Genomic DNA, 15318 nt, shown 5'->3' with positions numbered 1-15318 from the left:
TTTCTATCACTCTCTCGCCTATGGCCCGCATCGTCACGCTCACGCTCAACCCCACGGTGGATAAAAGCACCACCGCCGACCATATTATCCCCGACCAAAAGCTGCGTTGCGAAGCGCCCAGGTTCGAGCCCGGCGGCGGTGGCATCAACGTGAGCCGGGCACTGCGGCGGCTGGGTTCCAACTCGGTGGCCGTGTTCCCGGTGGGCGGCCCCAGCGGCCAGTTGCTGCGCCAGCTGCTGAGCGACGAGCACATCGAGCAGCACCCCATTGAGGTGGAGGGCTGGACCCGCGAGAACTTCATCGTGGTCGATGCCTCCACCAGCCAGCAGTACCGCTTTGGAATGCCCGGCACCCCGCTACGGCCCGAAGAGCAGCAGCAGGTGCTGCAGGCGCTGCAGGAGCTCCCCGAGCCGCCCGAGTTTCTAGTCATCAGCGGCAGCCTGCCGCCCGGCGTCGAGCCCGAGCTGCTGGCCCGCATTGCCCGCGCCGCCCGCGAGCTGGGCGTGAAAGTGGTGGCCGACACCTCGGGCCCGGCCCTGGCGGCGCTACTCGATGCGGGCGTGTACCTGGCCAAGCCCAATGTGGGCGAGCTCAGCAAAATGCAGGGCGTGGAAGAGCTCGACAGCCAGGCCGTAGCCGGGGCCGCCCGGCAGCTGGTGCAGGCCGGCAAGTGCGAAATCGTGGTGGTATCTATGGGCCCTCAGGGGGCCTGCGTGGTATCGGCCGAGGGCGCCGATTACGTGCCCGCACCGTCGGTAAAAAAACGCAGCACCGTGGGCGCCGGCGACAGCATGGTAGCCGGCCTGGTACATGGCCTGAGCGAGGGCCGCAGCCTGCGCGAAACGGCCCGCCTAGGCGTAGCCTGCGGCACGGCCGCCACCATGAACCCCGGCACCGAGCTGTTCCGCAAAGCCGATGTGGACCGCCTCTACCAGTGGCTGCTGCAAACCATGCCGGCAGCGGTTGGGGCATAGTTGTTAGTTGTTAGTTGTCAGAATAGAACGTCATGCTGAGCTTGTCGAAGCATCTCTACCGCTTCGTTGGATTACCATTGCAACGAAGCGGTAGAGATGCTTCGACAAGCTCAGCATGACGTTCTGTATATCTCTACCATACCTCCCCCGCCATGTCCTACCCTCCTAAAAAACCCGAACTGCCCGCCTGGGTGTTTCTGGCGCTACGCTTCGGCTCGGTGGCGCTGGTAGCGGCGGTGGCCTACTTCGTAGTGCGCTGCTCCTAACCATTGCCATGCCGCTCATCGACAAGATAGCCTGGCTGCACCTGCCCGAGGGCCGCGTGCTCAGCACCCGCAGCCGGGGCAAAGACCGGTACTACCTGCCCGGCGGCAAGCGCAAGCCCGGCGAAACCGACGCCCAGACGCTGTTGCGCGAAATCCGGGAGGAACTAACCGTGGAACTGCTGCCCACCAGCCTGCACCCGCGCGGCGTGTTCACGGCCCCTGCCCACGGCCACGCCCCCGATGTGCTGGTGCAGATGACGCTTTACGCAGCCGCCTACACCGGCACGCTGCAACCCGCCGCCGAAATCGAGGAAGTTGTCTGGCTCACCTACCGCCACCGCCCCCAGGTTTCGGCCGTCGACCAGCTGATTTTCGACTGGCTGCACGAGCGGGGCGAACTGCTGGCCTAACTGCCCGGGCAATCGGTTGGGCCGCTGCCCCCGCCGCTGGCACTATACCACAGCTTCTACCCTACGACCGCCCCAACTGCCGCCCGCGCCGCTAAAACGATACCCCAGCTTTTCCGTAGCTTAGTAGTATGAAATTCGCAATAGAATTGGAGGTTCCGGATGAGCAAGCTGCTGCCGCTCTTCATTGGCTGCAAAGCATTCCTCAAGGCTTGGTTGCCAAGTTTCGGGGCAAGCAGCGCCTGCCAGGCGAAGTAGCGCTGCCAGAAGCGGGAGGGAGCGAAGACCTATCAGAGGCAGAGCAGAACCGTTTGCTGCACGAGGTATTCGGTTCGTGGAAATCGGAGGAGAGCGGTGAGGAAATGGTGCGCCGCATCTACGCCGACCGCCAAGACCAGCCGCGTGAAGTGGACCTATGAGCCGCTATCTGCTCGATACTAATATCTGCATCCACTTGATGAAGGGCGACTTCGACCTTGATAACAAGGTCGAACAAGTGGGCCTACGCAACTGCTTCATCAGTGAACTGACGATTGCTGAATTGCTCTATGGCATCGCCAATAGCGCCCCTGACCGGCAGGCCAGCAACCGCCTGAAACTAGACAAGTTTCTGCGTCTCTTTCCCAAAACCCGCCGGCTGGCCCTTGCAGACGTTCTAGAAACTTATGCGGCGCAAAAAGCACAGTTGAAGCGCATCGGTCGGCTACAAGGCGAGTTCGATATGCTCATTGGCAGCACGGCGCTGGCATTTGGGCTGACGTTGGTAACGCGCAACACGCGGCATTTTGCTGATATACTAGGCCTTGCCTTGGAAGACTGGGTTGCCGAGCAGCAGGCCGCCGACGAATCGGTCAACGCAAAGTAACCGCCCCCCCGCCCGCTGCCCCCGCCGCTGAAGAAACTAGAGCTTCTGCCCCATGGCCGCCACCGCCGCCCGCCATACCCGCCACCTAGGCGAAGCTCAGGATTCTGCCCTAGTTTAGCATCTGTACTTTGCCCCCTCCCTAGCCACTTGCAACAGTTGCCACTTCGCGGAGCTGGGCGGCAGGCGGACGGGCAGGGAAATAGACTGGCAATATGTAATCCATGTCCCACCTGTTATTGGTATTATTCAGCATGTAATTTCTATCTATATTAACTATCTATTAACAGCTAAGAATATATTTTCGAAAAATTTATCTGTAAACTCATGTTTGTCTTTTTTATATAAGCTAATCATAAATTTTAAATATTCTCCTCTCTTACAACACACAAATCTTTTAGCGAGATGTATCTGAGCAAGGTCTTTATCGATAGAAAACATGTCAGGCAACTGTTTAAGGCCATTAGTTTTTGAATAAATAACTGTTCTTTGCGATGACAATGGAAATATAAATTCACCATTAATATTATCAGCAATAGTAGCAGGATTAAATATGATAGGGAAATCGCCAAGAATAGGAAATCCTCCTTCCTGATAAGTTATATTCCATTTGTTGGCATCATAGGATTCGTTAGTCATAGAGCCTAGACCCATTGCAGCCATAAATGGACGTAGCATTTGCCATACTACAGGCTCTTGCATCATAATCTCTTCGATTTCCTTGGATTTCTCCTCGTTATTACTAACTACATTCAAACCAAAATCCTCGATTTTCATTCGCCGAACAATGGTCTTATATACATCGTCTAAAGCAGGATTACGCCATCTCATTATTTCGACAAAGAACTTAAGTCTAACTATTATATCAGAACTCAAAATCCTGTCTTTATGACTGGAATTCTCTATCAAAGCAACAACGGGGGCTAACGTAGATTCTAAATGAGAATACATATTTTCAATAAAGAGACTTTTCTCCCCATGTATATCGATTAAGTTTTTATTCTTCTCATAGAAATTGTTTTCAGGCCGGCTTCGTCTAAATATATCTAATTTCTTATCATAAACAGTAAAGAATCCTTTTTCATCAGTGAAACCTCTTAGATAGAATTGAGGAAGATAATGATGCTTTTTAGAATTAGTTGACATAAAAAGAGATTTCTGAATGTATGAGATTTATTCTACGGAAGCAATAAATACAATGTCATTCTGACTGATTTATTTTCTGAACATTCGTAATATTCGCCAAAAAGTCCGAAAAACCACTTGCGCACCCCATTTGCTAGTCCCTTCGTAGCCACTTCCTCACCCGAAGCACCCAACTAGCGACTAACCAAAATGGACTTTAAAAACTTCACCATCAAGGCACAGGAGGCCGTGCAGAAGGCCACCGAAATAGCCGGGGGCAACCAGCAGCAGGCCGTTGAAACGGGCCATTTACTGAAGGGCCTCTTCCGGAGCGACGAAAGCGTCTTCTCGTTTCTGGCCAATAAGCTGGGCGCCAACCTTAATATTCTCACGCCGCGCCTCGATACCCTAGTGGCCGCCTACCCCAAGGTGAGCGGCGGCTCGCCCTACTTCGCCAACGAGGCCGCCGCCGCCGTGCAGCGCGCTACCGCCGCAATGAAGGACATGGGCGACGAGTTCGTGTCCGTCGAGCACCTGCTGCTGGGCATCCTCGGCGGTAAAGATGCCGTGGCCACCCTGCTCAAAGACACCGGTTTTAACGGCAAGGACCTCAAGGCCGCCATCCAAGAGCTGCGCGGCGGGCGCAAAGTCACGAGCCAGAGCGCCGAAGACCAGTACCAGAGCCTCAACCGCTACGCCGTGAACCTCAACGAGCAGGTGCGGCGCGGCAAGATGGACCCCGTGATTGGCCGCGACGAGGAAATCCGCCGCGTGCTGCAAATCCTCTCGCGCCGCACCAAAAACAACCCCGTGCTGCTCGGCGAGCCCGGCGTGGGCAAAACCGCCATCGTGGAGGGCCTGGCCCAGCGCATCGTGGCCGGCGACGTGCCCGAAAACCTGCGCGACAAAGTCATCATGAGCCTCGACATGGGCCTGCTGGTAGCAGGGGCCAAGTACAAGGGCGAGTTTGAGGAGCGCCTCAAGGCCGTCATCAAGGAAGTGACCGATTCCGACGGCCAGATTGTGCTCTTCATTGACGAGATGCACACCCTCATCGGGGCCGGCGGCGGGGGCGAGGGCGCCATGGATGCCGCCAACCTGCTTAAGCCCGCCCTGGCGCGCGGCGAGCTGCACGCCATCGGGGCCACCACGCTCAAGGAATACCAGAAGTACATCGAGAAGGACAAGGCCCTGGAGCGCCGTTTCCAGGCCGTGATGGTGGATGAGCCGACCATTGCGGACGCCATCAGCATCATGCGCGGCATCAAGGAGAAGTACGAGCTCCACCACGGCGTGCGCATCACCGACGACGCCGTCATTGCCGCCGTCGAGCTGAGCTCGCGCTACATCACCGACCGTTTCCTGCCCGACAAGGCCATCGACCTTATGGACGAGGCCGCCGCCAAGCTGCGCATCGAACTCAACTCCATGCCCGTGGAGCTGGATGAGATTCTGCGCCGCATCATGCAGCTGGAAATTGAGCGCGAGGCCATCCGTCGCGAGGAAAACCACGACCGCGAGGCCGTGCTCAACAAGGATATTGCCGACTTGAGCTCGCGCCGCGACGAGCTGAAGGCCCAGTGGGAAAACGAGAAAGCGGCCCTCACCGGCATCCAGACCGAAAAGGAGAATATTGAGCGCTTCAAGCTGGAAGCCGACCAGGCCGAGCGCCAGGGCGACTACGGCCGCGTAGCCGAGCTGCGCTACGGCAAGATTCAGGAAGCCGAAGCCCGCCTCAAGGAGCTGCAGGCCCAGGCCGAAGCCGATAAGGGCAAGGAAGGCGGCTCAATGCTCCAGGAAGTGGTCACCCATGAGGACATTGCCGAGGTGGTGGCCAAGTGGACCGGCATTCCGGTGAACAAGATGCTGCAATCGGACCGCGAGAAGCTGCTGAGCTTGGAAGCCGAGTTGGGCAAGCGCGTAGCCGGCCAGAGCGAAGCCATTGCCGCCATCAGCGACGCCGTGCGCCGCTCCCGGGCCGGCCTCCAGGACCCCAAGCGGCCCATCGGCTCGTTTATTTTCCTGGGCACCACCGGCGTGGGCAAAACCGAACTGGCCAAGGCCCTGGCCGAGTACCTGTTCAACGATGAAAACGCCATGGTGCGCATCGACATGAGCGAGTTTCAGGAGCGCCACGCCGTATCACGCCTCATCGGGGCGCCTCCCGGCTACGTGGGCTACGACGAGGGCGGCCAGCTCACGGAGGCCGTGCGCCGCAAGCCCTACTCGGTAGTGCTGCTCGACGAAATCGAGAAGGCCCACCCCGACGTGTTCAACATCCTGCTGCAAGTGCTCGACGACGGCCGCCTCACCGACAACAAGGGCCGGGTGGCGAACTTCAAGAACACCATCATCATCATGACCTCGAACACGGGGGCCGACATCATTCAGCACAATTTCAAGGAGCTGAACGAGTACAACCACGAGGAAGTGGTGGACCGCACCCGCAACGAAGTGGTGGAGCGCCTCAAGCAGCACATGCGCCCCGAGTTCCTGAACCGCATCGACGAAATCGTGATGTTCCAGCCCCTCAAGCGCAAGGAAATCCGCAAAATCGTGGACATCCAGTTCCGCCAGATCCAGCAGCGCCTCGAGGAAGCCGGCATCCGCCTCGAAGCCACCGACGAGGTGCTCGACTTCCTCGGCGAGCAGGGCTTCGACCCCACCTTCGGGGCCCGGCCGCTCAAGCGCGTTATCCAGCGTTTGGTGCTCAACGAGCTGAGCAAGGACATCCTCTCGGACCGCGTGAGCAAGGACGCCGTGGTGGAAGCCATACTCGAAGACGGCCAGATCCGCTTCAACAACGTAGAGATGCCCGCCGTGTAGGTTTTGGTTTGTTTGTGAATGGGAAAGCCCCGCTGGCATTGTGCCGGCGGGGCTTTTTGGTTAATCGTAGGGCTGTAAATCCTTCTTTTTTAATCTGTCCCGGAGTTTCTTTGGCAGCGGCTGGCCAGCGCGGTAGTTCCGTTCGACCTCTTCCTGCCGTTGGGGATTGTAAGCGCTAAAATTCGCAATGCCGATGGCAACCGGAGCAACAACAAACCCTCCCAAAAGTGCTGCCAGGCCACCACCGCTTACAGAGCCAGCGTCGGCATTGGGGCTGGCCAGGCTGACGGCTAATACCAGGGCGCTGCTTAAGCCGCCGCCGGCCCACACTCCACCACCCCGGCGACGACGCTCAAACAGCCGGGAAATTGCGCGTAATGTATCGGAATAGGCCATTTCCTGCGCCAGGGCAGGCGCAGTAGAGGTGCCGAGTTGTTGCGGCAGGCCCGCGACCTGAACCTGGGTGGTATCGGATGGCGGCGGCGCGCTGGTGGGGGCAATTGCAGGTGCTACACCTTCCGCCAGCAAGGGATTGTAGTCAGAAGCAATTCCTTTCGTAACCTTGAATTTACCCCGCAAACGACGCGCTATGTTGGGAGCGAGTCGGCCGGTAGCTGCCAGTTCGCGCAATACCTGCTGCTCCTGGCCGGGGCGGAACTGAATGCGTTTATTCAGCCCGATGAGCATAAAAGCGGAACCCGCCGCTACCCCAGGCGTCCAGACGCCCGCACTGGTAGACTGCTGAGCCGGCAGGGTCGAAGCGAGTATACTACTTGTGCCCAACGCCAGCCAGCCAATGCCTCCCCCGCGCCGGCTTCGGAACAGGCGCCGGATGGCACGGGCGGTATCCGCCCGGGTGAAGCCGGACGGCGAATCCAGGGATACGTAGGGGATGCGGGAAGCCGGTGAGGGATACTGCTGGGCTTCGGCGTTGGGGCTGAGCAGCAGCAGCAGGGTCAGGCTCAGGAGGCCAAAAAAATGGAATAGGTATCTAGTCATAAAGCGGGAGGCCACATAGGAAACGGGCAAATATACCTGTTGTGCGAAAAGCACAGTATCCCCTATCGCCTCACTTATGCCACAACTGCCAAACCGCCACCTCAGTGCGAATAGTGGCACCAACCGCTCCTGGCCCACCGTCGCTGCCGGGGTCCGCCGCCGCCCATTCGGCCGCGGTGTCTTCGCCCAACCTAGAAAGCCGGCAAACTTGTTGGCGGCCTCTGCCTCAAGCAACGAACCAACAAAGCACGCCCGTCCGCACCGCCGGAGCGCGGCGGTGTTGACCTCAGAATACCTGCAGCAGCTAGCGGCTACACCCTCCCCGCAAGTTGCGCGGCCCGTATGCACGTCATATAAACATCCGGGGGCGTTATCCTTTTTGGGTGGCAACCCGTATACCTGGCTCACTGTAAATCAGTACGTAACCTTTGCTCAATGGCTCACCTGCTTCCGATCAACCCTGCCCGCCGATTGACGCTACCGCGCTTTTTGCGGCTCGCCATACTGGCCATCGGCCTGGCCACCGTACTGCCCGGCTGCTCCGACGACGACGACATGGTAACCGCCCCCGCCTCCCCCGAATTCCTGACGGTACGGCAGGCCGCTTTGCATCCCGAGGGTATTCAGTGGGATGAGGCCAACAAGCGGTTTATCGTGAGCTCGCGCACGCAGGGCCGCATTGGCACCGTGAAGGACGACAGCACCTACACGCAGTTGGCCGACGACGCACGCCTGGTTTCCACCATTGGCTTGCACCTCGACGCCAGCCGGAACCGCTTGCTGGCCGCCGTGTCCGACGCCGGGGGTAATGCTACGCGCACCTCGGCCGCTACCCTGCGCAAACTGGCTGCTTTGGCCATTTTCAACGCCAGCACGGGCAGTCTCACCTCCTACATTGATCTGGGGGCGCTGCGCCCGGGTGTCAACCACTTTGCCAACGATATTGCCGTGGACGCCCAGGGTAATGCCTACATCACCGACAGCTTCGCGCCCATCATCTATAAGGTTGACTTGCAGGGCACAGCCTCTGTATTTCTGGAAGACCCGCAACTAAGCGGTGGCACCGGCTTCGGCCTGAATGGTCTGGTGTTTCATCCCGACGGTTATCTAATTGTGGCCAAGGCCAACGACGGCACGTTGTTCAAGGTGCCGCTTGCTACCCCTAAAACATTCACGCGCGTCACCACCACTCAAAGTCTGGTGGGAGCCGATGGCCTGCTGCTGCTCAACCCGCAAACCCTGCTGCTCGTGTCGGGTAGCCAGACTACCGTGTTCCGCCTGACGAGCACTGATGGCTGGGCCAGTACTACGGCCAGCGGCAGTTTCGCTACTGGCCCGGTAAGCCCAACGACTATTACGCGCCGCAGCGATGCGGATGCTTACGTGCTCTATCCCTACCAAGCCACCTCGCCACGGTTTGCCATCACGAAGGCCAAGTTTTAAACGGCACTGCGGCTCCACAAAAAGCCCCGTCGGCCTTGTGCCGGCGGGGCTTTTTGTGAGCCTAAGCAGCCACAGCCCTCCGCCTACTGGTACACCCGCAGCGCCTCGTAGAAGATGTAGGCATTCAACAGCATGAACAGGAACGATGGCAGTGAGGCCCAGAAGCCGTCCTTTATCTTCAGCCGGACGCCAAACCCCAGCAGCATCAGCAGCGTGAGGCCCGCGGAGGCGAGCAGCAGAATCAGCGGCACCCAGAGGCCCAGCAGCAGCCCCACGGCCCCCAGGATTTCCAGCGCGCCCGTAAGAGGGCCGAATTTGGCCAACCCAAAGCGCTTGAATTCCTCCTGAAGCTTGGGGGACACGAAGTAGCCTATTCCGTAGCCCAGGAACGACAGGCTGGAAAGCCAGATGAGCAGCAGTGTGAACGTGCTCATGCGTTAATCAGTCCGGCATGCGCGGCAGCCACGAAAAGCGACAGTAGCAGCAGCACAAACGACGGCACGTACTTGATGAACGGGTTGCGCACTTTAATGTGGGCCAACTGCGCACATACCATCAGCGCGGCCATCAGCAGGGCCGGCACCAGCACTAGCTGCGGGTACCAGATGCCCGCCACCAGCAACGTGGCCAGGGCTATTTTGGTAGCGCCAACCATATTACGCACTAAATCGGGCAGGCCGTACTGTTTGAATTCCAGCACAATATTATCGAACCGAAAAACCCATACAATAATAATGGAGGCCGCAATAATAAGTTGCGCAAGAATAACTAAAGTGTCCATGGCAGTTGCTTCGGGTGCTGCCGGATAGCAAGCCCCGGTAGGTTAGCAACTCCAAAGCACTCTATTAGTTATGCCAGGCGCCGCTGGCTGCGAAAGAAACCGTCGCCTCCGGTGCCTATGGTCGCACTGGTTGCTCGGGGCCCATTTGCTGCCGCAGAACTTCGCGCAGGTAGGCAGCCTCGGCAAAATGGCGGTCGTTTAGCTGGCTGCGGTATTTGGCCGGAACCGGCTGACCGGCGACGTAGGCCTTAGCGGTGGCCAGCAGGTGGGCCTTATTGAACTTAGCGGCGTGGGCAATGAAACCGGCCACGGTACCCACCAGAACCACAACGCCCAGTGGAGGCGAAATGGCCTCGTCAGCTACATGGGTTTGGCCGTAGCGGTCAGTCGAGGAGAGCGGGAAGGTGAGCGACAGCCCGGCAATAAGTGGTACGGAGTACAGCCAGCCAGCATAGCGGCGCTTGCGAAAAAGGCTCAGCAACGCCCCGGTGGTATCGGCCACACCCGCACGGGGCTGGTAGCGGGGCAGGTACCAGCCATTAAAGAGCAGCACCGCGCCCGCATCGGGGGAGGCAGCCAGGGCAGCGGCCGGGTTGGCTGGGAGCGAAAGTTGGGGGCTGATACTGGTTTGCGCGTGGCCTGCACTGGCGGCCCAAAGCAGTAGGATAAGCAACAGGCAGAAACGCATAGGTTATGTGGTAGGAACGTTGGGAACCGTTTTGTACTGAACAGTGGGCCGGTTGAAAAGCGCCGCCGGCTTGCCTGTTTCGTAGCCTGGAATCGGGGATGGCGCAAGCAGGATGGCGCCAACACGCGGCCCTTGCTGGTCGACAATCATGCCGTGGAGTTGGTACTGTCACCGCCACTGATGAGCCTTCAGGTAACAACCTGGGGCGGCCGGCGGCTATCCGGATGCGCCCTTCCCCCTGCGGCCGGCCATAGAAGCTGATGACCACTTGGGCGTATTGTTTTAAAGATAATGACTGCGCAGCTTCTACTTGAAGACAGCATTGGCGAGGCTATAAGAACTTTGGGTCGAAACCGTCTGAAAAATGAGCTTTAGCGGAACCGCCGCGCTAATTGAGCAGAGCAACACAGATCAAGAAACAGGGGCAATATAGGATTTTTCTCCAATGCTAACACCGCCTAAATATCCTATTTACAACCGGAAGCCCCGAACCATTCTGCTGCGAATAAATCCGGCGGCGGCGTCCTTTGGTCGGGCCACTGATTTCCTCTTCGCACAGACGGAACGCTGGCGGAGTCCAGTCCCGAACGGCACCGGCGCATGGCAGCGCTGCAATGAGCATCAACTGGTGCCGACAAAACACTAATAGTTAGGCGTAAGAGCCGTTTTCTGACAGATCTGACAACTTGCGGGCGCAGTTAACGGCAGCCTTCTCAATAAGCCCAAAAAAAATACGCAATCAATCGTAAAGCAATAGTTGTAGAACACATTATAATCCGGATATTGGGCAAGTTTAAGCCCCTATCCACATTACTTATCGCCGATTGGCTTAGTACAATTCAGCACCTCTCACCCATTCACCTTTCGCCCGCCAATCAAATTGGCGGGCAGCAGTTCCGTTGTGGCCGCCCGCTAAGCCCGGGTAGCGCTGCGTGAGCCGGCAATAGTTTACCGGCGGCCGGTTGGCCGACGGCGTATTCCTTTCTCCCATTTTCCCATTTGTCTGCATGGCAAAAACCTTACTTTCTTCGCCGGCCACGCCGGCCGTACAGCTGCTGGCTGGCTGGCGGCCGGCGCTGCTGCTAACGCTGGGCCTGTTGCCGGCGCTGCCTACCAGTGCTCAGCAGCGTCCGCTGCTTAAGCCAGTCGAAACAGCCACCCGCGTAACGCTGCCCGCACCATCGGTCCAGGTTGCGGCTCCAGTCGTTGCGCCCCGACGTGCGCGCCGCGCGCCACTGGCCGCCATTTCCTCCACCGCCACGGGCGGTAACTGGAGCGACCCCGCCTCCTGGGTGGGTGGCACCGTGCCAACGGCTACCGACGATGTGACCATTGTGGCGGGCGCAACGGTAACGCTCGACGTGGCAGCCAGTGCGGCTTCGCTAACGGTAGCCGCCACCGGCTCGCTGCTCAATTCGGCCACTACCAGCTACAGCCTAGCAGTGGGCGGCAACGTAACCAACAACGGCACGCTCGACCTGAGCGCCGACCCCGCCATTGGTTCCGACTTGCGCTTCACCGGCGCGGGCAATGCTACGTTCGGCGGTTCGGGTATCACCGACCTGCAAAGCCTGACGCTGGCCAAAGCAGTGCGGGCCGACGTAGTAGAACTGGACCTGCCCACGCTGTCGGTGAAAGGCAGCACGAGCACCGGCGACGGGTTTCTGCTGACGCGCACCACGGGCGCTACGCCGGCCGACGACATGACCGGCACCCTGAAAATTTCGGGCACGGCGACTATCAGCAACAAGGTATTTGGCAACGCGGCGTCCTATGTTATTCCGGCCACTGGCGGCTTCTGGCTGAACAACTCCAATTTTACGGTGGCAGGCCAGACCGGCTCGGCCACTGTAAGCGGCTTGTTGCGGATTTCGGCGGGCGCTTATAACGTGGGCACGGCGGCCGGCAACTCCCTCACCCTGGGTACGGCTTCGGTTTTAACCGTGGAAGGGGGCGTACTGACTTCGGCCGGACGCGTTACCTCCTTCACGTCGGCCACCGCTGCGGCCGCTACTACGTTCACGCTCAGCGGCGGAACCATTAACGTGGCCAACGTGGGTAATGCCTCCGGTACGCCCTCGTTCGGCATCAATGGGGTCAGCAATGTTTCGGGGGGCGTCATCAACTTGGTGCAGCGCAGCACGGCCACCACGCCGCTCGACTACTACGTGGCGGGCACCTATAATTTCACGGGTGGCACCGTGAACGTGGGCACGGCTGCTACGGCCACCAACTTCGATTTCCGCATTCGCGGCTCGTTTCCAAACCTGACCGTCGATAACACGACCAACCCCAAGAGCGCCTTGATGCAGGGCCAGACCAACGTGTATGGTACAACGCTGGTTACGGCCGGTGCGACGCTGAATCTGAACGGCCAGTTGCTGCTCCAGTTTGGGGCGACTATCGCCAACAACGGCACACTCACGGGCACCGCTGCCAACAGCACCATTTACTTCGCGGGCAGCGTACCCCAGACGGTGGGTGGCACAGGTATCTTCACTACCATCCGCTCCCTTACGTTAGATAACGACGGGGGCGGCCTGACGCTGAATGTACCCCTGGTGGTCACGCGCGTGAACCTGTTTACGGGCAATCTGAATGGCACCAGTAACCTGACCATCGGCGACGGCTCAGCCATTTTCTTTGCGGTTCAGATTGGCGTAACGGGCAACACGACAACGAGTGGTTCCTTCACATCGGCCCCAACTTTCAACATCGGCAACGGCGGCTACCAGCTTATTTACAACTCGGAAACTACCAACCGCACGACAGGCCTGGAGGTACCAACTAACCGCCTTACAGATGTGGTGGTAATCAACAACCCATCGGGTGTTACAGTGGCCGGTGGCAACTTGCTAGTTGGGGGTTCTACTACCTCTTCTCTGGTACTGACCAACGGGATCCTGACTACTTCGGCCGCCAATACGGTTATTATTGGCTCGGCTGCCCCAGTTATCCCGACTGGCTCGGCCATTAGTTATGTGAATGGACCATTGGGCTTATTTGTTAACAGTACTACGGCTGTAAATCGCACCTTCGCCGTGGGCGACGCGGCCGGCTGGCGGCCGGTGGTGGTAACTGGAATTACAACAACTGCCAGCCAGCTTTTCACGGCTACGGTTGTTAAGGCTGCTACCGGTGGCACGCTCTCGGGCGGGCTTTCGAGTTTGAACCCCACCCGCTACGTGCGCCTGCAAAATTCGGCGGCCCTGCCGGCTACGGCCCGCATGCAGCTGAGCTACGGCACCGATGATGTACTTGGCGCCCCGGCCACGACCGTAGTAGCGCAGGCCGCCACGGCTGGCGGCAGCTACGCCAGCCTCGGCGGCGCACCAGCCACGGTGCCTACTACCGGCATCATCTCCACCCAGGACCTGACGCCCGGCAACGATTTCTTCGTGCTGGCTAACACCGAAGGCGGTACGCTGACCTCGTCGGTTGCCGCAGTGTGTGCCGGCTCGAACACGGGTACCATTACTTTGACCGGCAACACCGGCACCGTAACGGGCTACGAGGCTGATTCGGGCAACGGCTTTGTAGCCGTGGCCGGTACCAACACTGGCTCGACCTACACCTTCACCAACCTGACCGTTACGACCACCTTCCGGGCTGTGCTCACGACGGCCGATGGCCGCACGGTGTACTCGGCCCCGGTAACGGTAACCGTGAACCCGGCCACTACGGCCACGTTCACCTACGCCAGCGCTACTTTCTGCCAGAGCGGCACCAACCCCACGCCCACCATCACGGGCACGGCCGGCGGCACGTTCAGCAGCACGACGGGTTTGGTCATCAACGCCACCACCGGCGTAATCGACTTGGCCGCCAGCACAACCGGCACCTACGTGGTCACCTACAGCGTGGGTGGCAACTGCCCCTCGTCGGCCACGTTCAGCGTAACGGTTACGGCCCCGGCCACGGCTGGCTTTAGCTACGCCAGCACCGCGTTCTGCACCTCCAACACCGGCACGCGGGTACCCGTGCTGACTACCGGCGCTACGGCTGGCACCTTCAGCAGCACGACGGGCCTGAGCCTTGATGCCGCCACCGGTGCTATTACACCCGGCACCAGCACGCCCGGCACCTATGTGGTAACCAACACGGTAGCCGCCTCGGGTGGTTGCGCCACGGTTACGGCTACGTTCAGCGTAACGATTACGGCTCCGGCTACGGCGGGCTTCAGCTACGCCAGCGCAAACTACTGCGTGGGCGCCACCAACCCCAGCCCGGTGCTGGCTACTGGCGCTTCGGCCGGTACGTTCAGCAGCACCACTGGCCTGGTTATCAGCGCTACCGGTGTTATCAACCTGAGCACCAGCACAGCCGGCACCTATGTGGTAACCAACACAGTTGCTGCTTCGGGTGCCTGCGCGGCCGTTACGGCCACGTTCAGCGTAACCATCAACGCCCGTCCGGCTCAGCCAACGGTGTCGGTGCAGTACAACGGCCCCGTTACCACGCTCACGAGCAGCGCGGCAACCGGCAACCAGTGGTTGCTGAACGGCACGGCCATTGCCGGCGCTACCAACCCGACTTACGTGGTGAACTCGGCGGCCCAACTGGGCTCCTACACCGTAACGACGACCAACGCGGCCGGCTGCACCTCGCTGCCTTCGGCCCCGCTCGTTGTCACGTCGAGCAGCCAGCCGCTGGCCGGCTCTTCGCTGCAGCTCTACCCCAACCCTACCACCGACGGCCTGCTGACGGTGAAGCTGGGTGGTTACAATAAAGCTGTGGAGCTGACCGTGTACAACGCCGTAGGCCAGCAGGTGCGCACCCTTTCGGTGCCCGCCGGCCGCCTCGAGCAGCCACTCGATCTGAGCCAGCTGCCCAACGGCGTGTATGTACTGAAAGCCCGCACCGAAGGCGGCCTGGATGTACGTCGCATTGTGAAGCAATAGCCTGACCTGTTTTCCGGCTATAGTTAAGGAGCCTGCCGACGTTTGT

At 59.5% G+C, this 15318-nt stretch carries 12 protein-coding genes; 7 read left to right on the top strand and 5 right to left on the bottom strand.

All coding sequences use genetic code 11. The annotated features are described in order from the left end of the window. Nucleotides 1-20: 20 nt before the first annotated feature. From BLW21_RS14605 to BLW21_RS14590, 4 genes are all read left to right on the top strand, one after another. Entirely contained in the window at nt 21-974 is a 954-nt protein-coding gene (locus BLW21_RS14605; RefSeq protein ID WP_092741326.1) for a 1-phosphofructokinase family hexose kinase, read from the top strand. Nucleotides 975-1248: 274 nt separating this feature from the next. After that, the gene (locus BLW21_RS14600; protein WP_092741324.1) at nt 1249-1650 is read left to right on the top strand and encodes an NUDIX hydrolase; all 402 of its coding nucleotides are present in this window, start codon (nt 1249-1251) and stop codon (nt 1648-1650) included. A gap of 128 nt (nt 1651-1778) precedes the next feature. Then, on the top strand, nt 1779-2066 hold the full coding sequence (locus BLW21_RS14595; protein ID WP_092741322.1) for a hypothetical protein: 288 nt from the start codon (nt 1779-1781) through the stop codon (nt 2064-2066). Further along, a complete protein-coding gene (locus tag BLW21_RS14590; protein ID WP_092741320.1) occupies nt 2063-2512 on the top strand; it encodes a type II toxin-antitoxin system VapC family toxin in 450 nt (149 codons plus the stop codon). Before BLW21_RS14595 ends, BLW21_RS14590 begins: the two co-directional genes overlap by 4 nt. 273 nt (nt 2513-2785) lie before the next feature. Here BLW21_RS14590 and BLW21_RS14585 read toward each other — a convergent pair whose 3' ends face one another. Continuing rightward, entirely contained in the window at nt 2786-3655 is an 870-nt protein-coding gene (locus BLW21_RS14585; RefSeq protein WP_092741318.1) for a DUF4238 domain-containing protein, read from the bottom strand. Nucleotides 3656-3844: 189 nt separating this feature from the next. On the opposite strand from BLW21_RS14585, the gene clpB reads away from it, so the two are divergent. Then, complete coding sequence (clpB, locus tag BLW21_RS14580; protein WP_092741316.1) at nt 3845-6460, top strand: ATP-dependent chaperone ClpB; 2616 nt, start codon at nt 3845-3847, stop codon at nt 6458-6460. Nucleotides 6461-6520: 60 nt separating this feature from the next. On the opposite strand, the gene BLW21_RS14575 is transcribed toward clpB, so the two are convergent. Next, nucleotides 6521-7147, bottom strand: a complete 627-nt coding sequence (locus BLW21_RS14575) for a hypothetical protein (protein WP_175470983.1) — start codon at nt 7145-7147, stop codon at nt 6521-6523. A 747-nt stretch (nt 7148-7894) separates the two neighbouring features. Between BLW21_RS14575 and BLW21_RS14570 the strand changes: the two genes are divergently transcribed. After that, a complete protein-coding gene (locus tag BLW21_RS14570) occupies nt 7895-8902 on the top strand; it encodes an SMP-30/gluconolactonase/LRE family protein (RefSeq protein WP_092741312.1) in 1008 nt (335 codons plus the stop codon). A gap of 83 nt (nt 8903-8985) precedes the next feature. On the opposite strand, the gene BLW21_RS14565 is transcribed toward BLW21_RS14570, so the two are convergent. From BLW21_RS14565 to BLW21_RS14555, 3 genes are all read right to left on the bottom strand, one after another. Next, complete coding sequence (locus BLW21_RS14565) at nt 8986-9336, bottom strand: DoxX family protein (protein WP_092741310.1); 351 nt, start codon at nt 9334-9336, stop codon at nt 8986-8988. After that, complete coding sequence (locus BLW21_RS14560) at nt 9333-9683, bottom strand: DoxX family protein (protein WP_092741308.1); 351 nt, start codon at nt 9681-9683, stop codon at nt 9333-9335. The genes BLW21_RS14565 and BLW21_RS14560 overlap by 4 nt, the downstream gene beginning before the upstream one ends. 115 nt (nt 9684-9798) lie before the next feature. Continuing rightward, nucleotides 9799-10371 (bottom strand): hypothetical protein, encoded by a 573-nt coding sequence (locus tag BLW21_RS14555; RefSeq protein ID WP_092741306.1) that lies wholly within the window; start codon nt 10369-10371, stop codon nt 9799-9801. A 1007-nt stretch (nt 10372-11378) separates the two neighbouring features. Between BLW21_RS14555 and BLW21_RS14550 the strand changes: the two genes are divergently transcribed. Beyond that, a complete protein-coding gene (locus BLW21_RS14550) occupies nt 11379-15272 on the top strand; it encodes a beta strand repeat-containing protein (protein WP_092741304.1) in 3894 nt (1297 codons plus the stop codon). The last annotated feature ends 46 nt before the right edge of the window (nt 15273-15318 follow it).

This window comes from Hymenobacter psychrophilus, from assembly GCF_900107135.1.
GTDB lineage: Bacteria > Bacteroidota > Bacteroidia > Cytophagales > Hymenobacteraceae > Hymenobacter > Hymenobacter psychrophilus.
Note: the sequence above shows the minus strand (reverse complement) of the source record. Positions and strands in the feature narration are given on the sequence as shown.